Annotated in this window: 22 protein-coding genes; 5 read left to right on the top strand and 17 right to left on the bottom strand. The window is 44.5% G+C overall.

The annotated features are described in order from the left end of the window. Positions 1–10: 10 nt before the first annotated feature. From CH367_RS00885 to CH367_RS00845, 9 genes are all read right to left on the bottom strand, one after another. The gene (locus CH367_RS00885; RefSeq protein ID WP_100760638.1) at positions 11–424 is read right to left on the bottom strand and encodes a response regulator; all 414 of its coding nucleotides are present in this window, start codon (positions 422–424) and stop codon (positions 11–13) included. After that, entirely contained in the window at positions 421–2,319 is a 1,899-nt protein-coding gene (locus tag CH367_RS00880; protein WP_100760637.1) for an ABC transporter ATP-binding protein, read from the bottom strand. Before CH367_RS00880 ends, CH367_RS00885 begins: the two co-directional genes overlap by 4 nt. Further along, a complete protein-coding gene (locus CH367_RS00875; protein WP_100760636.1) occupies positions 2,316–2,894 on the bottom strand; it encodes an anthranilate synthase component II in 579 nt (192 codons plus the stop codon). Before CH367_RS00875 ends, CH367_RS00880 begins: the two co-directional genes overlap by 4 nt. Continuing rightward, positions 2,894–4,315, bottom strand: coding sequence for an anthranilate synthase component I (gene trpE, locus CH367_RS00870; protein WP_100761294.1), 1,422 nt, complete (start codon positions 4,313–4,315; stop codon positions 2,894–2,896). Before trpE ends, CH367_RS00875 begins: the two co-directional genes overlap by 1 nt. Before the next feature lie 86 nt (positions 4,316–4,401). Next, the gene (locus CH367_RS00865) at positions 4,402–5,565 is read right to left on the bottom strand and encodes an acyl-CoA dehydrogenase family protein (RefSeq protein WP_100760635.1); all 1,164 of its coding nucleotides are present in this window, start codon (positions 5,563–5,565) and stop codon (positions 4,402–4,404) included. A 317-nt stretch (positions 5,566–5,882) separates the two neighbouring features. Next, positions 5,883–6,581, bottom strand: a complete 699-nt coding sequence (locus tag CH367_RS00860; protein WP_100760634.1) for a YwaF family protein — start codon at positions 6,579–6,581, stop codon at positions 5,883–5,885. A 121-nt stretch (positions 6,582–6,702) separates the two neighbouring features. After that, complete coding sequence (locus tag CH367_RS00855) at positions 6,703–7,422, bottom strand: TMEM175 family protein (protein WP_100761293.1); 720 nt, start codon at positions 7,420–7,422, stop codon at positions 6,703–6,705. 203 nt (positions 7,423–7,625) lie between these two features. Then, complete coding sequence (locus CH367_RS00850; RefSeq protein WP_100760633.1) at positions 7,626–8,807, bottom strand: acetyl-CoA C-acetyltransferase; 1,182 nt, start codon at positions 8,805–8,807, stop codon at positions 7,626–7,628. Between the two features lie 67 nt (positions 8,808–8,874). Further along, positions 8,875–9,657, bottom strand: a complete 783-nt coding sequence (locus CH367_RS00845; RefSeq protein WP_425268774.1) for an acetoacetate decarboxylase family protein — start codon at positions 9,655–9,657, stop codon at positions 8,875–8,877. A 202-nt stretch (positions 9,658–9,859) separates the two neighbouring features. Here CH367_RS00845 and CH367_RS00840 point away from each other — a divergent pair, with 202 nt between their 5' ends. Both CH367_RS00840 and CH367_RS00835 read left to right on the top strand, forming a co-directional pair. Continuing rightward, positions 9,860–10,645, top strand: coding sequence for an acyl-CoA desaturase (locus CH367_RS00840; RefSeq protein ID WP_100760631.1), 786 nt, complete (start codon positions 9,860–9,862; stop codon positions 10,643–10,645). Positions 10,646–10,666: 21 nt separating this feature from the next. Then, complete coding sequence (locus tag CH367_RS00835) at positions 10,667–11,281, top strand: TetR/AcrR family transcriptional regulator (protein ID WP_100760630.1); 615 nt, start codon at positions 10,667–10,669, stop codon at positions 11,279–11,281. An 86-nt stretch (positions 11,282–11,367) separates the two neighbouring features. On the opposite strand, the gene CH367_RS00830 is transcribed toward CH367_RS00835, so the two are convergent. The 3 genes from CH367_RS00830 to CH367_RS00820 all read right to left on the bottom strand — a co-directional run bounded on the left by CH367_RS00830 (position 11,368) and on the right by CH367_RS00820 (position 13,961). After that, complete coding sequence (locus CH367_RS00830; protein WP_100760629.1) at positions 11,368–11,703, bottom strand: rhodanese-like domain-containing protein; 336 nt, start codon at positions 11,701–11,703, stop codon at positions 11,368–11,370. 74 nt (positions 11,704–11,777) lie between these two features. Then, positions 11,778–13,715, bottom strand: a complete 1,938-nt coding sequence (locus tag CH367_RS00825; RefSeq protein WP_100760628.1) for an ABC-F family ATP-binding cassette domain-containing protein — start codon at positions 13,713–13,715, stop codon at positions 11,778–11,780. A gap of 75 nt (positions 13,716–13,790) precedes the next feature. Continuing rightward, positions 13,791–13,961 carry a hypothetical protein gene (locus CH367_RS00820; protein ID WP_100760627.1) on the bottom strand — a complete coding sequence of 57 codons (171 nt, stop codon included), beginning with the start codon at positions 13,959–13,961 and terminating at the stop codon, positions 13,791–13,793. A 430-nt stretch (positions 13,962–14,391) separates the two neighbouring features. On the opposite strand from CH367_RS00820, the gene CH367_RS00815 reads away from it, so the two are divergent. Next, positions 14,392–14,841, top strand: a complete 450-nt coding sequence (locus CH367_RS00815) for a DoxX family protein (protein ID WP_100760626.1) — start codon at positions 14,392–14,394, stop codon at positions 14,839–14,841. A 208-nt stretch (positions 14,842–15,049) separates the two neighbouring features. Here CH367_RS00815 and CH367_RS00810 read toward each other — a convergent pair whose 3' ends face one another. Together CH367_RS00810 and CH367_RS00805 are read right to left on the bottom strand one after the other, a co-directional pair. Then, positions 15,050–16,099, bottom strand: coding sequence for a FecR family protein (locus CH367_RS00810; RefSeq protein ID WP_100760625.1), 1,050 nt, complete (start codon positions 16,097–16,099; stop codon positions 15,050–15,052). 163 nt (positions 16,100–16,262) lie between these two features. Next, the gene (locus tag CH367_RS00805) at positions 16,263–16,811 is read right to left on the bottom strand and encodes an RNA polymerase sigma factor (protein WP_100760624.1); all 549 of its coding nucleotides are present in this window, start codon (positions 16,809–16,811) and stop codon (positions 16,263–16,265) included. Between the two features lie 109 nt (positions 16,812–16,920). Between CH367_RS00805 and CH367_RS00800 the strand changes: the two genes are divergently transcribed. Beyond that, positions 16,921–17,757, top strand: coding sequence for an LA_0442/LA_0875 N-terminal domain-containing protein (locus CH367_RS00800; RefSeq protein WP_100760623.1), 837 nt, complete (start codon positions 16,921–16,923; stop codon positions 17,755–17,757). A 103-nt stretch (positions 17,758–17,860) separates the two neighbouring features. On the opposite strand, the gene CH367_RS00795 is transcribed toward CH367_RS00800, so the two are convergent. Beyond that, on the bottom strand, positions 17,861–18,781 hold the full coding sequence (locus CH367_RS00795; protein WP_165783188.1) for a DUF1554 domain-containing protein: 921 nt from the start codon (positions 18,779–18,781) through the stop codon (positions 17,861–17,863). Positions 18,782–19,018: 237 nt separating this feature from the next. After that, the gene (locus tag CH367_RS00790) at positions 19,019–21,046 is read right to left on the bottom strand and encodes a hypothetical protein (RefSeq protein WP_100760621.1); all 2,028 of its coding nucleotides are present in this window, start codon (positions 21,044–21,046) and stop codon (positions 19,019–19,021) included. Between the two features lie 171 nt (positions 21,047–21,217). Between CH367_RS00790 and gpmI the strand changes: the two genes are divergently transcribed. Further along, positions 21,218–22,858 (top strand): 2,3-bisphosphoglycerate-independent phosphoglycerate mutase, encoded by a 1,641-nt coding sequence (gene gpmI, locus CH367_RS00785; RefSeq protein ID WP_100760620.1) that lies wholly within the window; start codon positions 21,218–21,220, stop codon positions 22,856–22,858. A gap of 87 nt (positions 22,859–22,945) precedes the next feature. On the opposite strand, the gene CH367_RS00780 is transcribed toward gpmI, so the two are convergent. Further along, positions 22,946–24,181 carry an MFS transporter gene (locus CH367_RS00780; protein WP_100760619.1) on the bottom strand — a complete coding sequence of 412 codons (1,236 nt, stop codon included), beginning with the start codon at positions 24,179–24,181 and terminating at the stop codon, positions 22,946–22,948. Between the last annotated feature and the right edge of the window lie 20 nt (positions 24,182–24,201).

The raw sequence follows: 24,201 nt of genomic DNA, 5'->3' as shown, positions 1-24,201 counted from the left end.
TGAAACGCCGTTATACGATCGATTCGAAACGGATTTTCTTTTTTAAGGAAGTGGGGAGAAAAACTACGGTTCCCTGCTTCAAAGGAACCTTAGGAACCATCCAGCCGATTCCCGCAAACCAAGGAAGAATGGAAGACGAGAAAAACATCACACCCGGAAAATCGAATCCGGTGGTGGCGATGATCTTGTTTCCTTGATATCCGTCCTTGTGTATCTTACGAATCATCCAAAGACCCGAAGTCTGAGTTTCCATGGTGATATCGGTCACGATGGTATGAAAACGATTCTTATCCTTGCTGTAAATTTCCCAACCTTGGGCCGCGTCGATCGCGCGTACGGTTTCGAAACCCTTTTGTTCGAACCAAACCTTTAAGTTGTTCGCGTAGCGGTCGTTGTCGTCCACGATCAGAACGCTTTTTTTCATGGTAATACTCCGTTGTTGGCGGCAAATTGATTGTCCGAAAGTTTTCGGTAGATTCCGTTTTGCTCATATAGAGAATTGTGATTCCCCTCTTCCACGATCTTGCCGTTGTCCATCACGATGATTCTCGGAATATCCTTGATGGTGGAAAGTCTATGAGCAATTACGAATGTAGTTCTGTTTGCGTACAATCTGCGAAGCGCGTCGCTGACCAATCGTTCCGATTCCACGTCGAGAGCGGAAGTCGCTTCGTCCAAGATCATGATTTCGGGATCTCGCAACAAGGCTCTTGCGATCACAAGTCTTTGTCTTTGACCGCCGGAAAGATTGAGTCCTCGAACCCCGAGAATACTATCGTATCCGTTATCCATCTTTTTGATAAAGTCGTGTGCGTGTGCGAGTCTCGCCGCGCGGATCACGTCCTTGCGGGTCGCGCCGGGTTTTCCGTAGGCGATATTGTCCGCGACCGTTCCGTGAAAAAGAAAAATGTCCTGAGTTACGATCCCGATTTTCTTACGAAGATCGCCGAGGCTGATGTCCCGAACGTCCACTCCGTCGAATTCGATCGAACCGGAAGACGGATCAAAGAATCTGGGAATTAAGTCCATCAACGTGGACTTTCCACAACCGCTTGCGCCGATGAGAGCGATCGTCTCTCCCTTTTTCACTTTGAGATTGATGTCTTTCAAAACGGCCGCGCTCGTTCCCGGATAAGAGAAGAATAAATTCTTAAATTCTATACTTTGAGAAAGTGGAGAAGCTACTACCTTACTTTCTTCGCTATGATCTTCCGTTTCCAAGTCTACGATTTCGAAAATTCTTTTTCCGGAGGCGATCGACTGCGTGATCTTTCCCACCATCTGAGAAAGTTGAGTCAAAGGCCGGAGCAAAAAGAGAAGAGTCAAAAGAAAGGCCATAAACTCGCCTTGTGTGAATCTTCCGTTGTAAATCAAACTCGCGCCTGCGGCGAAAAATCCGAGAACCACGATCGAAGAAGTCAACTCTACGAGAGAAGGAGCGATCTGAAGATAAAACTGTCCTTTGAAGTTCCGGCGATAAACGTTGTGATTGATCTTACCGAATTTTTCCTGTTCGTATTTTTCCGAATTGAACACGCGAATCACCTTAATTCCGGAAATCATTTCCTGAATGTTCGCGTTGAGATCGGCCATCTTTTCCTGGGATCTCATCGTGGACTTGGTGATTTTTCTAGTGAATAAGGTTACGGGAAGAATGATGACAGGTACGGTAAGACAGGCGATGAGCAACAACTCGGTATTCAAATATAATAATACCATTAAGTGTGTTACCACGTAAAAAAAGTTGATCGTAGCGTCCCGAAAGTTGCTCGAAATCACGGCCGCAATGACTTCCACGTCGTTGATGATTCTACTCATCATCAAACCGGTTTTTTCCTTAAAGAAATAAGTCAAAGGTAGGAGCTGATTTTTCTCGAAAAGTTCCTGTCGAATATCGCGTACCGCCTTATAACCGGCCGTCGCGATACAATAAACGGATAATAAATACGTAATGAGTTTGAGAAGATACAAAGGCATCACGATGATACAAATTCCCCAAACGACTTCCTTCGGTTCGAGACCCTTGGTTCTTCCGTTGACCCATTCTTTCGCGTCGATCAAAACGAGTTTGGTTCTTTCGAGTCCGTCCAAGGATTCTTCCCCGAACACTTTTTGTTTGAGTAAAATTCTCTGCTCGGGCAACGTCATCTGAAGTTGAAAGCGGGATTGTTTGTCGTTGCCAAGTGAATCGAAAAGAGGAATGAGAGCGGTGAGAGAAATCGCGTTTAAGATCGCAGTCAATAATGCGAATACGATTCCGAGCGAGAATCGGTACTTATAATGTACAGAATAGGCGAGAAGCCTGAAAAAAAACTTCATAGCTCCTGAACGATAGAGGAAAAGTTTCTGACCAGATCCAGTCCGGCGCTGGTCATGATGGACTCAGGATGGAATTGAACTCCGTAGAGATGTTTTTTTGTTTTATGACGAACTCCCATGATCACGCCGTCATGCGTTTTGGAAGCGACTTCCAATTCCTTCGGCATACTTTCCGGTTGAATCACCAAAGAATGATAACGAGTAGCGACGAAAGGAGAAGGAATTCCTTTATAAATATCCTTTCCGTCGTGTTCGATGAGCGAAACCTTTCCGTGCATGATCGAAGGCGCTGAAACGATCTTGCCTCCGTGAACGAGACCGATCGCCTGATGTCCCAGACAAACTCCGAAGATCGGAAGTTTACCGCCGAGTTCGCGGATCACATCCAAACAAACTTTGGAATCTTCGGGACGTCCCGGACCCGGAGAAAGAATGATACCTTTCGGAGCGATCTCGTTGATTTCGTTTAACGTGATTCTATCGTTGCGATAAACTTCCACGTTGTTTCCAATCTGACAGAAATACTGATAAAGATTGTATGTGAAGGAATCGTAATTATCGATCAGGAGAAGCATTATTTCCATTCCCCTTTGAGTCCGTTTCTGGCGAACTCAACCGCTTTTAAAAGCGCGGCCATTTTGTTCTTTGTTTCCTCGAGTTCGGATTCCGCAACGGAATCGTAAACGACACCGCCGCCCGCTTGTAAGAATGCCGTATCCCCGTAAAACACGATCGTACGAATGATGATCGCGAGATCGCTTTCTCCCGAAAAGGAAATATAACCCAACGCGCCCGAATAGATCGCGCGTCTTGTGGTTTCGAGTTCGTCTATGATTTCCATCGCGCGGATTTTAGGAGCACCCGAAACGGTTCCCGCGGGAAGAGTCGCACGAATCAAATCGTAAACGGTTTTTTCCTCGTCGAGTTCGCCGGAACACTGACTTACGATGTGCATAACGTGAGAATATTTTTCGATCACTTTAAAGTCGTTTACTCGAACGCTTCCCGGTTTACAAACTCGTCCGAGATCGTTGCGACCCAAATCGACAAGCATGATATGTTCAGCGATTTCTTTCGGATCCGCCAGAAGATTCTCTTCCAGATATTGATCTTCGCTCGCGTTTTTACCGCGGGGACGGGTTCCCGCGATCGGACGAAGATAGGTCTGATTGCCCGCGTATTTCACCATGATCTCCGGAGAACTTCCGACAATGGTGATCTCTCCGAGACGGAGGTAATACATATAAGGACTTGGATTTACGGTTCTTAAACCGCGATAGATCTGAAACGGGGAAACTTCCGGCTTAAACCGTAGCTTGCGGGAAGGAACCACCTGGAAAATGTCTCCGGCCTGGATGTATTCCTTGGCCTTTTCCACATTTTTCTTATATTCTTCATCCGGAATATTCGGATTTAATTGTAAAACACCGTCTACGGATTTCGGATTTCGGATTTCCTCCGGAATGATACCGTTGCGAATTTCGTTTTCGATCGAATTGATTTTAGCGGTTACTTTATCGTAACATTCTCGAAGGGAAGAATGTTCGCCGATTCTCGCGTTGACTACAACTCTTAAAACGTGATCGATATGATCGACCACGAGAAGTTCATCATAAACGGCGAAGTAACAATCGGGAGCATTCTCGTCTTCCGGTTTCGTATCGGGAATATTTTCGTAATAACGAACCGCGGAGAAGGATAAGAATCCCACCGCGCCACCCGCAAATGGAGGGAGTCTGTAGTCCTGAACGTAGACGTCGTCTCCAAGAAGACTTTCCAGAAGAACCAAAGGATCGTAAGTGATGATTTCGGTCGCGGGTTCGTTTCCGACGGTGATGTAAAAAAGACCATTCTTCCCTTGCAAAATGCGGGAAGGAGTTTTACCAAGAAAAGAATTTCGTCCAAGTTTCTCTCCGCCTTCCACCGATTCCAAAAGAAACGAATCGTTTGCGGCTTCGCATCCCCATTTTGCAAACAGGGATACCGGTGTCTCCATATCCAGAAAGATCTGTTTGAAGACGGGAATCACGTTTCCGCGCTCGGAGAGCGCGGAGAATTCCTCGAATGTAAGCGAGAATTCTTTCAGAAATTAGGTCCTTCGATTCCCTTTCCATCCGCGAGGAAACGGGAAACGATCATTCTTTGAATTTGAGAAGTGCCTTCGTAGATTTGGAAAATCTTAGCGTCTCTCATTAATTTTTCAACCGGATATTCGGTGTTGAATCCGTATCCGCCGAGAACTTGAACCGCATCGGTACAAACTCTCATAGCCATATCCGCGCAGAACATCTTTGCGATCGAAGCTTGATACGTGTTTCTGAATCCGTTGTCGATCATCCAAGCCGCTTGATAACAAAGAAGTCTTCCCGCTTCGATATCGCGAGCCATCTCCGCGATCATAAAGGAAATTCCTTGGTTATCCATAATCGGACGACCGAACGTATTGCGTGTGTTCGCGTAGTTGATGGAATGTTCCATCGCGGCTCTTGCAACACCGACCGCACCGATCGCAACACCCGGACGAGTATGATCGAAGGCCCCCATCGCAACCTTAAATCCTTCTCCCTCGCGTCCGACCATTTGCCACGCGGGAACTTTCACGTCTTCGAATGTGATTCCGCGAGTGTCAGAACATTTCTGTCCCATGTTGATTTCTTTTTTTCCCATAATGATCCCGGGAGATTTCGCATCCACGATGAACCCGGTGATTCCTTTATGGCCCGCGGAAGGATCGGTTTTTGTAAGAACGAAAAACCAATCCGCATATCCCGCGTTTGTGATCCACATTTTGGATCCGTTGATGATGTATTCGTCTCCGACTTTTTTAGCGGAGGTGCGAATCGCCGCAACGTCCGAACCCGCGCCCGGTTCGGTTACCGCATACGCCGCGAGTTTAAATTCTTCGGTCATCGGTTGTACGAATTCTTTTTTGATCTTATCGCTCGCTCCGAGAAGAACGGGAGCTAACGCAAGATTGTTCGCGAGAATGGCGGTCGCCATTGCGGAACAACCCCAGAAGAGTTCTTCACCGATGATTACGTCGTCCAATTCTGCCATTCCGGAACCGTTAAACTTAGGTTCAATATGGATGTTCATCAGACCGATTTCCCAGGCCTTCTTGAGGACTTCCATGGGATATTCTCCCGTATGATCGTGATGTTCCGCGCGAGGACGCATCTCTTCTTTCGCAAATTTTCTCGCGAGATCGCGTAATTCTTTCTGTTCGCTGGAAAGGGCAAATTCCATTTTAATAGCACACCTTGTCGAAATTGAACTCTTCCGATGGTTCCGGGCATCCCGCCTGGATCGCCGATAGCCGGATTTTTATTTCCGGTACGGCCTCGAAATCGGTATTGGAACCTGGATTTAGAAGCTCTTGTATGCAGGATTCGAAGAGAATCCTTTACCGTCAAGAAGGTACGAAATTCAAAACCTACGCGGATGCTTGAAAGAGGGACTCAATCGGATTCTAATACATTCTTTCCTTCAAAGAACTGTCTCCTTTTTCCAACAGATTTCTTTTGAAAACTCTAACACTTCCCGAGCTCGGAATCCAATCGTTTTTAAGTCGAACGCGGCTTTCGATTCTTAAAATAGAACGGCAAATATAGAAGAAAGAAAAAACCGACTCCGATCAACTGCATGTGAATCAAATAGTATGGCCATTCTCCCAGATAATCCAACGCGGAACCGGCGCTCGGTTTGGACATCATGTAGCCGTAGTTTCCGTCCAAAGCGTAATCGACGACAAACGCGGTTACAAAAAATATCTGGGAATATAAGAATGCGCGCAGAACGGCCCAAGGACGAGGTTCCAATTTTAATCCGAAAACGATGTAAAGAGAAGCGATCACAAGACCCGAATGAGCGATAAAGAATATAAAGAAATAAATATGCGGAAACGTATTCTGAAGATCCGGTGTGATCACTCCGTTGATCGAACCGCTCAACACCCAAAAGTAGGAAAGTTCGGCAAAGGTTCGGTTATGAGTTAAAAGAGCGATCGAAGTTACGATCATCGCCCAATTGCAGAATTCCATCGGAAGGTCGTAGCGAATTTCCCAATGACCGGAATCAACTCGATACATCACGTAGACGATATAATTCAAAATGAGAATCCAAGCGATCCCAAAGCCGATTCGTTTGGAAAGAATTCCCTGCCGATCCTTTCGCGCCGTCCAAAGCAAAAGGAAAATCGTAGAAACGGTAAGAAACAAAATGAAGTAGTGAAGCCCTGAGCCGATTTGAAATCTTTGTTCCATGTTTTTAAAATCGGATATTCGATCTCCTCTAAGAATGTTTTGTTCCGTTTTAGAAATGTAGGAACTACTACTTTTTCGAACCCGTCACGTGTTTCACCGACAAACTAATGTGGGAACTCCTTCATCCTTTTGAACGAATCGCCTTTTCTTTAAATTTAAAAACCCAACTCGCAGGAATAAAAAAGAAAAGAATCAAGAATACAAAGCCGGCCAAACTCAACCAAACGTTTACAAAGGTCAAGGCGGTTACGACCGCATAAAAGATAGGACCTTTGATGTAATGACCGCTGATCGCCTTGATTTCATCCAGATTCGCGTTCGGATCACGAAGTTTCGGATTCCCTACTCCGTATCTCCAAACCAAATTGAATGGAATTCCCCCAAGAGTAATCCAAGCCCCGTAGATAAAAGAAGCAAGGGTCGCATTCTCGCCCCCTTGCGCCGAGTATTCTCCCAAAAGAGCGGAACAAAAAGGAATAAAGGAGATATTGAGCATCAGGAAACTGTTGAGCATGATCAACGTATGATCCGTTTTCTTAACGTATTTAAAGATCGTATGATGATTGGTCCAAACCACGGAAATGATCAAAAAGCTGATTACGAAACTCAGATAATTCGGCCATTTCGCGAGCAAAGCCTGAAAAAGACTTCCCGAACCGAGATCATGAAGATGCGGAATTTTGATCTCCAACGCCATCAGAGTCAAAGCGATCGCAAAAACCGCATCGCTATAAACAACCATTCTTTCCGCGTCATAGATCGTGCCTTCCTCCGTTTTAGGAGAAGAATCTTCGATCACTTGCGTCTTTTTCTTTACGACACTCTTCTTTGCTTTTGCCATAAACTCACCTATATATTTCGCACAAAGAACCGAACGAATCGTCTTGGGACTACTTCTTTTTAAAAAATCCGATTTCAAAAATCAAAGTATTCTAATATGCGTTCCAAGAATAAACGAAGAATCTCTAATAAAAAAAGCCCGGGGACACCGGGCCTTTTCAAGCACAACGGAAAAAAAGAATTCTCCGTTGACGTTGTGTTTTATCAAGCTTCCGGGTTTTCCAGAACGAGAGCGATCCCTTGACCGCCTCCGATACAAAGAGAAGCGACACCGTATTTCGCCTTTCTTCTTCTCAACTCGTAAGCCAATGTGATCGTAACTCTTGCTCCGGAAGCTCCCAGCGGATGTCCGATCGCAACGGCACCGCCGTTTACGTTCGTAATCGACGGATCGAGACCGAGTTCTTTTTGAACCGCAAGATACTGAGCCGCAAACGCTTCGTTCACTTCCACAAGACTCATATCGGAAAGTCTCAAACCCGCTTTTTTCAAGGCCGCAGGAATCGCAATCGCAGGACCGATTCCCATCTTAGCAGGATCACAACCCGCGTGACCGTAACCCCGAATGATCGCCAACGGTTTTTTACCGATCTTATTTGCATAAGAAGCGGAAGCGATGATCGCCGCCGCCGCGCCGTCGTTTAAACCCGAAGCGTTACCGGCGGTCACTGTTCCACCGTCGCGGAAAACCGCCTTTAGGCCTCCGAGTTTTTCAACGCCGGCCGCGCCTTTGATGAATTCATCCTTATCCAAGGTGATCGGCTTTTTACCGCCGATAGTTACGGGAAGAATCTCTTCTTTCAGACGTCCTTCAATCGTAGCTTTTTCCGCACGAGTTTGAGAAGTCGCCGCCCATTCGTCTTGTTCTTGTCTGGAGATTTTATACTGATCCGCAAGATTCTCCGCCGTTTGGCCCATGATTAAACCGACATACTGATCGGTAAGACCTTGTTCGAGAGTGTCTTCGAATTCCGCGGAACCGTAACGAACACCCCAACGAGCGTTGCGAACCACGTAAGGCGCGTTGCTCATGGATTCAACTCCACCCGCAAGAACCGCGTCCGCGTCTCCGAGATAGATTTTCTTAGCCGCTTGAATGATCGCTTCCATACCGGAACCGCAAAGACGGTTTAACGTCAACGCTGGAACCGCGAGAGGAAGACCGGTTTTTAAACCGATATGACGAGCGAGATAGATCGCTTCTTTTCCGGTCGGAATTACGTTTCCGAAAATGGATTCTCCGATTGCGTCCGGAGAAACTCCCGTTTTTTCCAAAATCGCCTTAGAAGCCAAAACTCCCAAATCCACCGCGCTGAGATCCTTGAGGGTTCCACCAAAATTACCGAACGGGGTTCTAATGCCGTCCAAAATGACCGCGTCTTCCATGATTACTCCTAATAACTCTAATATTCTAAATCTTGAATGCTCTAAATTACGTTTTTATAAAGCCGTTTCAGTCGATCTTATCCGCAACCGGAAAAACCAATTCAAAAGGAACCGAATGAATTCCCGTTTTAAAAACTCCGCCCTTGATCGCGTCCGGGAACACGGCCTCGTCGCTCCAGATCTCTTGGATTTTTGCGATTTTTCCCTTACCTTTTCCGATAAACTGAGTTTGCAGATAACCGTAAGGCGCTTTTTGCAAAAGTGTGTAAGGAAGAATTTTTGTGGAAACCGGAAATGAAAAACCTTTGGTCGCGATTACCACGCGGAAGAATTCTTTTCCGTTTCTATACGCGGATATCTTGGTAAGATTTCCTTCCTTCATCCAAGTGAAGTCAGCTCTTTCCTTTGGAATCGCCCAGTTTAGAATTCCCTCTTCCACCGATTTCTGACTGGAAACGAAAATTCTCGTGATTCTTTTGTAGCTCTCGCCCTTGTATTCAAAGTTTCCGGGAATATAAAGAAGTTCGTAATAAGGTCCGACGTCGCTTGTCTCGTAGTTGACGAGCATGATCGATCCAAGCCCGCCTCTGTATTGTTTGGAATCTTCGTCGGAGAAAAAGCACATCTCTCGGTTGTAATCTTTTTTGGCCCAGAGCGGGAATAGAAAACCTTCTCCCTTTAAGTTCCAAGGAGCCGGAAAGTGTTTTGCGGAAGTTTCGGATTTCTTTGAAAGTCCTACCGATTTTCCGGATTTTGCTTTTCCGTTTTTGGAAACCGGAGCCGCCTTCTTCGAGGATTTGGAAGTAGGAGATCCTACAGATTTCTTTTTTACAGCCTTCTTTGCTACCACCGATGCCACCTAAAAATAGAAAAAAGCCGTCGAAATCGGGCGATTCTACTCGTTTTGTTTTCTTTCTTCCAAGTCCTCAAAAAAACCCATTTTTGGAAAGTAGGAATTCTTTTCCTTTTTCTCTTTACTTAATTAACGATGTTCGTTTATTTTGACTATAATGAACATTGTTCACTGAAGAGAAAAAACAAGGAGGCCCGACATGGTCCCCATTTTAATTTTATTTTTTGCACACTGGTTCGGTTCGGTTTTCGCCCAAACCTTCTTTTTACACAGATACGCGGCACACGCGATGTTTTCGATGAATCGCAGATGGGAAAAATTCTTCCATCTGTTAACGATGATTCTCCAAGGTCCTTCTTATCTGAACCCGTATGGGTATGCGGTTCTGCATAGAATGCACCATTCTTACAGCGATACGGAAGAGGATCCGCATTCTCCCCATTTTTCAAAGAATGCGTTCGATATGATGATCAAAACCAAACATATCTACGACGATTTCGCATATGACCGAATTCCCGCAAAATCGGAATTTACGAGAGATTTCATTCCTCGCTGGAAATCCATCGATATGCTCGGTCAGAATTGGTGGTTCCGAATCGGTTTCGGTTCTCTGTATGCGTTTTATTACATTGCATTCGTCCCCGACGGACAATGGGCTTGGTATCTTCTATTGCCGATTCATTGGCTGATGGGACCGATTCACGGGGCGATCGTCAACTGGGGCGGACATAAATACGGTTATAGAAATCACTTTAAGACCCAAGACGAGTCTAAGAATATGTTACCGATCGACTTTTTGACTATGGGAGAATTGTATCAGAACAATCACCACGGTCATCCGACCTCTCCAAACTTCGCATATAAATGGTGGGAAGTGGATTTTTGCTTTCAGATCATGAAGGGGTTGCATAAAGTTGGGATCATAAACATAAATCGAGACGTTTGGACGACACGAGGAAGAGTCCCGGTTTCCAAAGCGGCTTAATCCAAAGTTAAGAATCCAAAGATGACAACTGCAGTTCGACACAAAAGAAGATCCAGAAACAGCCTCAACCGTGAAAACATCGTTCAGGTTGCGATGGAGATCCTACAAGAAGAAGGAATCGAAGGTCTTTCGATGAGAAAGATCGCCGAAAAGTTGGACTGCAGTGTAGCGAGCCCCTATTCTCACTTTAAAAGTCAGGAAGAAATCATTCAGGTTCTCATCGCAAAGGGTGAAACCGAACTTACGCAACTTCTTAGAAACGCGCAGAGAAACGGAAAGAATTCCTTTGAAAAACTCGCGGGAATCGCAAGAGCGTACTGGGATTTTTCTCTGAACAACAAGGAACTTCACAAAGTGATGTTCAACACGGTTCACGGTCATATGCACCGCAAGGCGTTCCCAAGTCTTCCCACAAGCTACAGAGTATTTTTAGAAACGATCCGAAACGGATGCGCGAGCAAAGAATTCAAACTTCCCAAAGCGGAATATCCCGCGATCGCAAGAATGATGTGGGGTTGGATGTACGGTTTGATGGTTTTGGATCTTACGAATATGCTCAAACGTCGCAGAGGCGGTAAAGACGATCCGTTGGACGAAGGCTTTTTGTATTTCCGAAGAATTCTTCTCGGCGAATAATCTCACCGTAGACTCATCCAGTATCGAGGACCGCGCGCGAAAAACCTCGCGACTTCCCGCGGCTCCGGTCATCAGTTTAGAATTTCTTAATATTTAGCGAGAGAAGAATCGACTTCGTCCGAATAAAGAAGAATTCCACCTTCCACGTTATGCACCTTTGAAAAGCCGGATTGTTTCAGAATTCCGCAGGCCATTCCGGAACGTCCGCCGGAACGACAATATACGATCACGTCCTTACCCGATTCTTTCCAAGGATTGATTTCGGAAACTCTGTTCGGAAGATCTCCTACCGGAATCAAAAGATCGGTTCCTTCGATGGTGCTGATTTCCACTTCGTTCGGATTTCTGACGTCGAGTAAAAAGAATGAATCCTGTCCCGCTTTTCTTTGATCCAATCTTGTTTTTAGTTCTTTCGGTGTCATACGACGGCGTTCCCCAGTTTAAGTTAGAATGTAAGATTCGTAAAATTTATCGGAATTCCGACCAAATCCGTAGATTAGACGGGTCCGGAAAGTTCTTCGAGTTCCAATTGAAGCGATTCCCAGTCCGAAGTCAAACGAGTGATTTCGTTTTTTGCCTCGTTTAGATTGTCCAGTTCCAATTGATAACTTCGATTCTTAAAAAAGCCCGGATCGGCCAACACTTCTTCCAGATTCTTTTTGGACTTTTCCAAAAGTTCTATCTTGGCTTCGATCTGTTCCAGATCTTTTTGAATTTTTTTGATTCGATTCTTATCCGCGTTCTTTTTGGATCTTGTCTGAGTCGAATCCTCTTTTTTCTGTGAAGAATTTCCGTTCTGCGGCTTAGAAGATTCCGTTTCATCCAGATTGTATTTGAGATAATCCGAAAACGTACAGTTATAATCGCGGATTTGTCCGTTGTCCACCGAGATCGTTCGATTGCAAAGATCCTTTAAGAATTCGGGATCGTGAGAAATGATCAAAAGAGAACCTTCATATGCCATAAGGGCTCTTCTGAGATTGTCGCGAACGACCAAATCCAAGTGGTTCGTCGGCTCGTCTAAAAAAATCGAATTAGCCGGAAGACGAACGAGCAAAGCAAGGCGAAGTCTACTTTGTTCTCCCCCGGAAAGCAAACTTGTTTGCTTGTAAACGGAATCGTCCGAAAACGAAAAATAACCGAGAAGACTTCGAGCCTGTTGTTCCGTTAGATCGGGATAAGCGCTCATCACGGTTTGCAAAAGATTCTTGGAAGAATCCAATTCCTCGTGATGGTTTTGCGAAAAATAACCGATCTTCGTTTTCGGTCCGTAGTATATTTTACCGGAAGTTAATTTATGAATTTCTAATAAACATCTTAGAAAAGTGGACTTTCCCGCGCCGTTCGGACCTACCACGGCGATCTTATCACCCGCAGAAATTTCGAGATTGGCGTTGCTGAAAACGTAAGGAGGTTTGCCGGAATAGGAAAACGAACCTTCTTCGATTCTTGCGGTGATTCTTCCCGAAGAAATAAAATTGAATTTATAATCCGATTTGGAATTCCAAAACGATTCCTGCGGAGCGTCCACCTTATCCCTTTTTTCAAGTTTCTTAAGAGCGGATTGAACCTGTCTCGCTTTGGTCGCTTGCGCGCGAAAACGATCGATCCATTCCATTCTCTTTTTGAGATAAGATTCTTCCTTTTCGAATTGAGCCTGAAGTTTTTCCTGAAGTTCGTTCTTGTGTTCGAAGTATTCTTCAAGAGTTCCTCGAAATTCGATCACTCCCGAAGGAGAAAGTTCCGCGATCGTATCACAGGTGGAATTTAAGAATTCAGGATCGTGTGTTACAAGTACGAAGGATTGTCCGGTCGAATTCAAATAGTCCGCGAGCCAATCCTTGGACGCGTTGTCCAAGTGGTTCGTAGGTTCGTCTAACAGAAGTAAGTTGCCCGGGTTTAAAAGTGTGATCGCAAGACCCAAACGGTGCTGATATCCCGGAGAAAATTCGCGGACTTTCATTTCCATTTGAACATTCGAAAAACCTAATCCTCCTAAAACCTTGCGAGCCTTGGATTCCAACTCGTGGACTCCGTAAGTAAACGCGTATTCTTCCAGAGAACTTTGTTCGTCCAAAAGTTCGGTAAACTCCTTCGAGTCGTGAGGAATGAGATCGAACTTACGATTGATCTCGTTGAGTCTTTCCGAATATTCCTTATAATGTTTATGTTTTGCTAATGCAGTATCGATCACCTTTGCTTCGGGATCGAAATCGGGAATCTGTTGGAATACGGAGATTTCCGTGTTTTTGGATCTTGCTACACTTCCGTTATCGGGGACGAATTTACCTTCCGCGATTCGGAACAATGTGGATTTGCCGGAACCGTTCGGTCCGACAAGACAAACGCGCGCGCCCGGTTTGATATGCCACGAAAAGCCGTCGAACAAAACGGCAGAAGCATATTGATGTTTTATGTCGATGAACTGGAGCAAGGATTGAGGAGTTTAGAAAGCCGCAGGCAGGGCCGGAACCCGTCGAATCTCGACGGACCGGAAAAAAGAATTAAATTATTTCTTACCCTTTGCCGCAAGTTCTTCCAATCGAGCATTCAAATGCAGAATATACTTGCTGGAGTTGCCGTTCATCTTCTCTTTAGAAGTCTGAATCGCAGTGTTGATTTCAGCAACGGTCATTTTATTGATCTTTTTGTTTTTCTTTTCTTGTGTTTCTTCAGACATGGGTTTCCCGCCAAATAATCTTATGCCAGATTTTTAGAATTGGGGCGTTTCGACAACTGATTTTAGGTGAGAACGACGTGATTTCGATCGAACGTGGGAAGAACTCAGTGAAACGCTCTCTACGGGTCGCGTTTCAGGTCGGAACTACGGCAAGAATTTCCACAAAGACCGCCTCGAAAATAACGTAAGGAAAATTTTTGGTCGTTGCTTGATACAAGTTCAATGTGACATAAGTCTGCTGTTCATTCAAGAGCCGTGATCAAAAACTCCTCAGCCGAGAATTCTTCCTGATTCAAACAAATGTAGGAACTGCTACTTTTCGCAAACAAGCGACTCATTCCAAAGACGACGAACCGTAAAACCGACGAATTTCTTGTTTCCTTCTCCTTTTTAAAAATCCAAAACGGATAGAATTCTGCGGAGCAAAACCATGATCGCACGTTTCTTTTCCACTCAAGAATCACTTTCTCCTCTTTTTCTAAGAATCGGTCTCGCGGTTTGTATCTTCCCGCACGGCGCGCAAAAACTTTTGGGATGGTTCGGTGGAGTCGGCTACGAAGCTTCGATGGATTTTCTGACGAACACGGCCGGATTCCCCGCCGCGCTTGCATTCTTAGCAATCGTCTCGGAATTTTTCGGTTCCATCGCCCTGGTCCTGGGACTGTTTACGAGACTTTCCGCATTCGGAATCACGTGCACCTTGGTTGTGGCGGGTTGGACTCACAGAGAAATCGGATTTTTTATGAACTGGTTCGGCAATCAAGGTGGAGAAGGATTTGAATATCATATACTCGCGGTTTCTATGGGAATCGCATTGATAATTTTCGGCGCTGGCTCTTGGTCTATCGATTCTTGGATAGACGAGCGCATTCCTTCTTAATTCAAAATTCAGAATATTCAAAATGACGTAATTATTTGTGTCGGCCGCAGACATCGAAATCGGACATCGAGCCTTGAACCTCAACACGCTTCCAACGGAAAATTCGCACAACCCACCATCGCATTCTATTCTCACCTTCAAAAATAAAAAAGCCGCTTGAAGAAAACTTCAAACGGCTTCTGAAACCGAAGATTAGTTGAGGATTCGATCAATACTTAATCTTATCTACCGCTTCTTCATCCAGGATATAAGATCCTTTCAGGGTTTGAACCACAAGTTTACCTTTCTTTTGGGAAACCACAACCCCTCTCAATTCTCTTCCGTCTTTCATGATGATGTGTTCGATGCTAAGATCGTAGATCTTGCTCAACTCTTCTTCCGTTTTAGCGGTTTTCAAGTTCTGCACATCGGAAAGAAGTTCGCTATCCAGAGTTCCGAGATTCTTCTTCATATCTTTGTATTCAGGAAGAGTCGTATTCAACTTGGAAAGATCGATGGATTCAACTTCACCGTCTTTGTTTACGGTAACGAGCTTCGTAGCTTCCAAGATATAAACCTTTTTAGAAGCGTTCAGAGAAGTTACTTCAACCGCACCTTCCGCCACGAAAACCACGGATTCGCTTTCGGATGCGATCACTTCGAAGGAAGTTCCTCTCACCGCCGCAACCGCTGAAGGAGTTTCTACGTAGAAGTTGCTTCCTTTTTTCTCTTTCTCGACCACATTCAACAATCTACCTGCGGCCAAGTTCATTCGAATCTGAGAACCGTTGTTTTCTCTAAGTTCTTTAAGAATCAATCTACTCTTTTCTTTTACGCGAATCACGCTCGAATCGGTTAATCCGATATCGACCGCACCACCCGCTTTCGTAAGAATGATGTCGGACTCATTCAGAAGATCACCTTGGTGTAACTTCGTTTCCACCTCTCTCATCACGGACGCTTCGCCTTTTACGAAAACTACCGCCGCTTTCAAAGGGGTGCCTTGAACGATTTCGGTTTCCGGTTTCGGAGTTCTAAGGCTAAACCAAGCTCCTCCGATCGTAAGCAATAAAACGGCCGCCGCCGCTAACCAGGCAGTCTTTGGAAAATGAAGAATTTTTGTATCAGTCGGAACACTCATTATTTTGTCCTCCACGGTAAAGCGAGGCTTCTTTCCGATCCAACTAGGATCGAAAGCCGGGAGTTGAGATACAGAGTCCTTTTCTCCAAGGAGTCGCGCGTATCCTTCAAATTCGGGAGTATTTATCTTTTTTTCCATATTCATTCTTCCCGGGTCTGCGATTCAATCCGTCCCGCTTCCTGTTTGTTAAACAAACTAAAGGAGTCAATTTGAGCTTTTTTTTTCATTTCTGAATTTTTTTTATCACCAGCAGTCCGAAATCTTTAAATTTCAAAATATAAGACGGTAGGATGTAATATCCTTATATGTAATTTCCGGGTTGAAACCCAATTTTTTTGCCTTCTTGTGCTAAGGCCTTTTCTGCCCTTTCAATCAATCTCGATACTCCGGATATGCTCATCCCGAGAATCTTAGAAATTTCATCCAATTTTAGATCCTGCTGATATCTTAACAAGAGAGCTTCTTTATATTCCGGAGAAATTGCTTCCAAAAGAGAATCCATAGTGTTTTTCACGTCGGATTGGTCCATTTTTTCCATCACTGACGATTCGGGGCTTGGGGATTTAGACGCAAAATTATTGCCGGTATCTTCACCGACTAACGACACATTTCTTTGATAATAAGATTTTGCGTGGTTAATAATTAAATTCCTGGCGATTCTAAAAAGAATCATTCTGCAGGAAGTCGGATCAGGAATGTCCTTATTCTCATAATATCGAAAAAAGTTTAGGAACGAATCGTGCAGAATGTCTTGCGCGGAATTTTCGTCGTAGAACGATTTTTTTATATAATGAAATAAATCATCTTTGTTGTGGTTATAGAGCTTTTCTAACTCGGAAGTATGTGCCACAGTAATAGAGGATCGCCGATTCCTACTTGTTTTTTCAAGCAAAAAGATAATTTCTTGTAGAAAAGATTAGCCCGAAAATTTCATCTTAATTAACCGGATTTATAATTATATGTCTCGAATAGCCAAAGTTCTTACTTCTTCGGGAGCCTTCATTCTGGCTTTTGCAATCTCCTTACCACTTTCAGCGAGTACGATTATTCTGAAGAATGGAAAAACTCTTCAAGGTAAGATTGTGAATCAATCCCGGACCGAAGTTCAAATCGAGATCAACGGAAAAGTGCAGACGATTTCCAAAACCGAGATCTCAGAAATCAATTTGAAAGATCCGAAAAAAGAAGATAAGAAAGTCGTCACAAAACAAACCGATACTACAAAAACCGAAGAACCTCCTACTCCTTCCACTTGGAAAGAAACGAAATGGACGATCACCGCGAGATCCGCGATTCTTCCGGGATGGGGCCAATGGAAAGTTGGTCAAAAAAAATGGGCGGCGATTAGCCTTGTGTTGTTCGCCGGCGCGGCGTTATACGCAAACAATGCTAGGGAAAAGGCCGCTACGGAAGAGAATACTTACAAAACGAATTCGATTGCAATTACCGCGATCGCATTCAGCGACCCGAATTTAAACCCGGTTACTTCCGACGAAACGGTTCGCGCGACGGCTTTGGTTGCGAGGGTTTTAACGACCGCAACTCTTACAAATCCGTATTTCAGCGCTTACGATCGTGCCACAAGCCAATACAATCAAGCACAATGGCTTTTAGGCGCCGTTTACGGCCTACAATTGATTCATACATTTCTGTTCGCAAGAGATTACGAGAAGATGCAGGCGCTTCTTTCGGATCCGAATCCGGAAGGTTGGAAATTTACGGCGTCCGTCGTAAGAAGTCCGATCAGCGGTCTTACGGAAATCACTCCGACCGCCGCTTATACGGTTAAATTCTAATTTTATTCTTCATTAAATCGTCGTTAAACGAAGTACTCTGATCGATGGGCCCGAGCAAAAACGTCGTCGTGATCGGACTCTTATAAGACTTCGTCTACACCGACTACTGACGCACGCAGATCAAACGGGCAGGGGTTGTACAACTGAAATAATAACTCGATATCGCCGAAGAACTCGTCGAGTTTTGTACTCCGTCGTAACCGTAACCAGTGGTTCCATCCGTATAATTCGAACAAGTATATGTTCCCACAAGAGGATAGAATGTACTATTCATCCCGGTCCAAAAACTCAGGGTTGAAGTATCCGTTGAATGATTGATGCTCGAGTTAAGAGGAAACGAAAAGATCGCGCTTCCCGTTCCGATTCCATTGCTGACTGCCGTTGCAATCAGAGCTCCTTCCGGAGCTTGAGCGCTGTAAGAAAAATAACGAATCCCGGATTTGAGCGGCCAATCCACTTCCGCAGTTCCGGCTTTGGTCGGATTTCTAGATCCTTCAATTCCAAGTAATGCCTTATACTCGGATGCGGTTCCCGGTAAAGCGGAAGGTTTTTCTGCCTGACACTTTGCGTCCGCACCCGAAATTCCCCCCAGACTTGCCGTAAATCCGGCCCCGGTAACTCCCGGCGTGGAAGAATTGCTCGCGAGAAAAATACAACGATCCCGATCCGTAACCGGAAGTTTTAATGCGAACACCTTGGAATCGGAAATTCGAGTCGCGTTCAAGATAACCGAATCGTCCAAACAATCGTTATCGATCGCACTCACGGTCACAGTGATCGTATTGGAACCGGTATACGTAATACTGACTTGATCGACGGTGGAACCCGCGGAAGTATCCGCCCAGGCAAGATTGTATTGTTCCACGGATGCGGCCCTTGTCTTAAGCGTAAGTTTTACGGAGGTAGATTGTCCTTCCGCAATAAAAGCGGGAAATGCGGTCGAATCAAACGGACTGTCATCCACCGGTAAAATGGCAGGGAGAATATTCAGAAATGCTCCGATTCCCCCTTTGGAAAAATCCATTTCGATCTTCTCCGCTTGGCTACAGGAAAAAATGAGAAAAATAAAAATTCCGAAAAATTGAATCCGACCAAAAGAAAACATTGTACTTACGACCTCGTTTGGAGCAGATCCTGAAGATCGCTCCTCTGTTCTATCAACAAGCGTAGGTTCAATCTATCGCAGAAAATTTGAAAAGGAAACTGAATTTTACATCGGCTAACAAAAATTAGCCCAAAATATAACTAGAAAAGATTCAAATTAAACAGAAATTTTTTCTTTCCCTTTCACTTTTGTAATTTCTTTGCGAAAGTTTTCATATGGGTCTTCGTTTGCACCGGACGACGTGCCAGCTTTTAAATTCTTATTCGAAGCCAAAGCCTGATCCGGTTTGGAAGCGAACCAAGAATCTAGATACTTCAAAGTTTTCGTGATTTTCTCGGTTTGAAAATCCTCTTCCTTATTTCTCAGTTTGAACTCAAGATTCTTCTTTTTCTCCGATAAAACCTTATGGATTTCTTTCGCTCTTGCGCGAAAAGATTCATCGTCCGGATAAATTACGATCGAATCCGTTTTATCTCCTGCGGGATCGGCAATGAGTACAAATTTTTCCCGGTCGACGATCTGATGGATCACTTCGGAAGAATAACCCGGCACCTCGTAAAGAATGTCCTTCAATACGGGGGGAAGATTCTTCTCAAAATAATATTGATTCAACGCTTCCGAAAGTTTCGATTTTTGTTCGAGCGCCTTGATTCTTTCCTCTTCTTTGAGTTTTTCCTGAATCTTGGCTTGATCGAGTTTGAGAGCCGCGTCTCGGTTTTTGGATCTGAAAACGGATTGTTCCGACCGGATCTTTTCCTTTGCCGTTTGAAAGAACATGTCTTGAAGCAATTTCGCGATTCCTAAAAAATCCAAAATCGCAAAATACCAAGGAAAATATTCCACGTAACCTTTTCGAAGAGCCTTTCCGTAACTTTTTACAAAATCGGCGTCCTTAAACAAACTTCGAATCGCGTCTTCGTTCAATTCTATCAAATTACGAATGCTCAATACTTTCCAGGCATCCACGTTAGGCGTAACAGCCAAGGATTTAATCACGGATTTCACCGTTTCCACGTCCACTCTCATAAAAGAGTGCATAGTAATCCCCTTCGTTTCCCAAGGAGAATACGCGATATGCAGATCTTCCGTAAAAAGTTTTTTCAACTCGGCGGGATACGTTCTAAATTCTTCATCGGGAATGAACAATACGAGTTTGTCCCAGCGTCCGTTTTGTTTGGAAAGATGATCGCTCATCTCGTGATAACGGGTTCGAATCTGTTCGTGATAGGTAAATCCAAGCGAACTTTCAATCTCTTCGCTCAGGCTTTGAATCAATTCCGCGCCCATCAATTTGCGTTTTATCTTCCGATCCGGATCGGATTGAACGACCTTTTCGATCGCTTCCGATCTTCTTTTTCCGAATTGAGTCGTAGGAGTTGTCGAAGGATCGCTCGTGTGCAATCTTTCTTCGTGGGAAATCGACGTAAACGCGTCGGACAACGCGAATCTGTATTTGGGAAACAGTTTCTTAAAATTGAATTCGTCCACAAGTTCGAATAACGTCTGAAGTTCTTTGACCTTTACGATCAAATATCCGAACTCGGGAATTTCCCGGATTCTCCCTTTTTTGATAAGTCCGTCCGTGATCTCGAAGAGCATGTCCTTCACGTAATCGGTATTCAATGGAATGCTAATATTCGGAGCTTTGAAAAAACCGTCCGGATTAAAAAAGAGTTTTAATTTCTGTACATTCTCCCCTTTAAAATCGGCTTCTAGATCCTCCCATAAAATCTCTTTTCCTAGAGGAGGTCTGCTTTCCAAATACGATAGAATCGAGTTGATGGAAAGATCGATTAAGGAAAGATAAATACGAGTTAGATCTCCAAGCTCCGCATCGGGATAAGCAACGTAACAAGGTTTGAGTTTGAGTTCCGACGTGGCGGGATCCAAATAGAAATAAGCGAACTGAAGAGCGACTCCGTCCTCAAGCAATCGTTTGATATGAAAGACCACTTCCGCAGTCGTAAGCTCCGCAGCTTCGGGAACCCTAGATTCCACTTGAAATAGGTTTTGAGATTTTGCGTTTTTATAACTGGTCTGCGCTACTACAGCTTTGTATACGGAATGCGTGACTCTATCGTTCAGATAATAACTGACAACTTCGTTAATCTTTTTAACCTTTAAAAAGGTTTGCTGCGTTTGGTTTCCGCCACCCAACGCTTGATTTAAGGCCGGCTTACTCATCGCCTCTCCACTGTTAGACTATTGAAATTATTTTCAGATTTTAGGAAGGCTTTTCGTATGGATGATCTTCATTTTTCCATTCGAACCATGAAAGGAAAGCACATTTCCAAGTTTTTTTCATATTTGAATCTCTTGACGCCTCGTATAGTCGACTGGTTCCATGAATCTAACATGAAGCTCTCAAAGAAATATACCTTTCGGTCTAGAAAGGTTTTACTCGTTATATTAGACGGCGTCGGATACTCTCCGAAAGGCCCGGAATTCGGAAATGCGATCGCAGGCGCGAAGCTCCCCTTTTTAAATCAGGTATGGAATCAATCTCCCACTCTTCACATTCAGGCTCACGGAAAAGCAGTCGGTATGCCTTCCGATGAGGACATGGGAAATTCGGAAGTCGGTCATAACGTTCTCGGTTCGGGGAGAATTTTCGATCAGGGAGCCAAGCTGGTTTCCAACTCGATCGCAAGCAAAGATATTTTCCGAGGTCAAGCATGGAAAGAAGTTATAGAAAACGTTAACAAAAATAATTCCACCTTACACCTGTTAGGTCTTTTTTCGGACGGCAACGTTCACGCTCATATCGATCATACAAAAGCGCTGATCCTCCAAGCAATCGAGGAAAAGGTTTCGAAGATTAGACTTCATATTCTTTTGGACGGAAGAGACGTTCCCGAAAAATCCGCATTAGATTATTTGAATCCTTTTGAAACCTGGTTGGATTCGTTGAGAAAAAACGGAACCGACATTCGAATCGCCTCCGGCGGAGGAAGAATGACGATTACGATGGATCGTTACGAAGCCGATTGGTCGATGGTGGAAAGAGGTTGGGCGATCCACGTAAAGGGTGAAGGTAGAAAATTCTCCTCCGCAAAAGAAGCGATCGAAACATTCCGTGCGGAAGATCCGAAAGTGATCGATCAGTATCTTCCTTCTTTTGTGATCGCGGATAACGACAATCCGGTCGGTAAAATTCAGGACAAGGACTCGGTGATATTTACGAACTTCCGCGGAGACAGAGCGATCGAAATCTCTTTGGCATTGACACAAAAGAATTTCGACAAGTTTGATCGAGGCGCGCTTCCCGAGATCACCTATGCGGGAATCATGCAATACGACGGAGATTTGAAACTTCCCGAAAGATTCTTAGTCGCTCCTCCCGCCATCGATCGGACGTTAGGCGAATACATGGCGAACTCCGGAGTCGCTCAATACGCGTTATCCGAAACACAAAAATACGGACACGTCACCTATTTTTGGAACGGTAACAAAAGCGGCTATTTCGATCAAAGTTCGGAAGAATATCGCGAAATTCTTTCCGACGTGATTCCGTTTGATCAAAGCCCGGAAATGAAAGCCCTACTCATCACCGAAGCGCTTGAAAAAGCTTTGAGCGAAAACAAACAGGATTTTTACAGAGTGAACTACGCAAACGGAGACATGGTAGGTCATACCGGAAATTATCCGGCCACGGTTCAAGCTATGGAATTCTTAGACGGATGTGTCGAACGTCTTTGGAAAGCATGCGAAAAACAGAATGTGATTCTGATGATAACCGCCGATCATGGAAACGCGGACGAGATGTATCAATTGGACAAAAAAGGAAACGTGGAAAAGGATTCTCACGGCAAACCGGTTCCTAAAACGAGCCATACACTCAACTCGGTTCCATTCTCCGTTTTAGATCCCGAAAAAAAGATTCAGTTGAATTCCAAAATTTCCAATGCCGGTCTTGCAAACGTCGCGGCTACGATTCTGGACGTGATGGGATACGAAACTCCGGAAGGATATCATTCTTCCCTGATTCTAAATTAATGCGAAGTCGACGGTGGATGTTCGCCGTCGATACTATAATTCGAAAAATTTCACAGTGTGCTTTGAACGCGTGCGTTTACGATAAAACTACGGTAGAGCGCGCAGTTTCGTAAAGGAAATCGCACAGAATACGGCCGAGACGAGAATGAAAATTCCCGAGAACCCGATCGACCAAGGTTGACCGTAAAGATCGGCGAGTTTTCCGGTAATCAAACCGGCAAGCGCGGGAGTCGTCTGAAAGATCAAACTGTAAAAACTCATAACTCTTCCACGAACGTTATCCGGCGTGATCATCTGAAGTGTGGAAGGAATGAGTGCGCTGATCGCTCCGCCCAAAAATCCGACGACCAACAATATTACGGACGATAAAATCGGATTAGATACATTAGAAATTATGAATACCGATAAACCCGAAAAGAAAGCCGCACCCAACATCACAAGCCCTCTGTGAAAACGATCGTGCAACAATCTTACGCCGATTCCTCCCAGAAACAATCCGAGCCCGAGGGTTCCCATATAGAGCCCCCGCTCCCTTTCATTTAAGAATAGTATGTTTTTTGCAAATTGAGGAAGAACGACTTGCATCGGTCCCACCATAAAGATCGCAAACGCCGTGAGAATCAAAAGTTCCACGGATAATTTTTCCGATTTCAAAAAGGTGATTCCGGTCTTTAAACCTTCCCAGATCGTTTCCTTTTCTACGATCACATTCTCCCGAATTCTTACCAAAAGAAGAAACAGATATCCGAACGAATAAAGCGCGGAGATCGAATAAAACAAAATGTCCCAATCCTGTTTTTGTTTGATCAATCCTACGAGCATCGGCGCCAATCCGAACCCGACGATGATGAGAATGTTCAACATCATCGTCGCCTTTCCCGCATCTTTTGGATCGACTAAGTTTCCGAGCAAGGTCAATCGTCCCGGAATCATAAACGTCAACGCAAGTCCGTTGTATACCGCGAGAAAGATAAGAATGATTCGAAGATCGGAACTCATCCATCCGATTCCGATTAAAATTCCTAATATGAGTCCGGAAAGAATGTAGTTCGTCTGAAAAATATAAAGAATTTTCAAACGAGAGTATCGATCCAAAATCGCGCCCACGAAAAAACTGAACAGGATCGTGGGAAGCACGTTCGCGAAAAAGATAGTTCCGGCAAACGTCTGAGAACCCGTAAGGTCCAGCGAATATATGATCAACGAATAGTTGAGCATATTTCCGGCGAGTAGAGTAACTCCGGTGTTCGTGTAAAATGATAAAAGACTTCTTTTGGAAAAGCTTTTGTCGCCTGAAGATCGATTTTCTCGGGTTTGATTCATCGTATTTTTTTAATATTCCG

This window comes from Leptospira barantonii, assembly GCF_002811925.1.
Classification (GTDB): domain Bacteria; phylum Spirochaetota; class Leptospiria; order Leptospirales; family Leptospiraceae; genus Leptospira; species Leptospira barantonii.
Note: the sequence above shows the minus strand (reverse complement) of the source record. Positions and strands in the feature narration are given on the sequence as shown.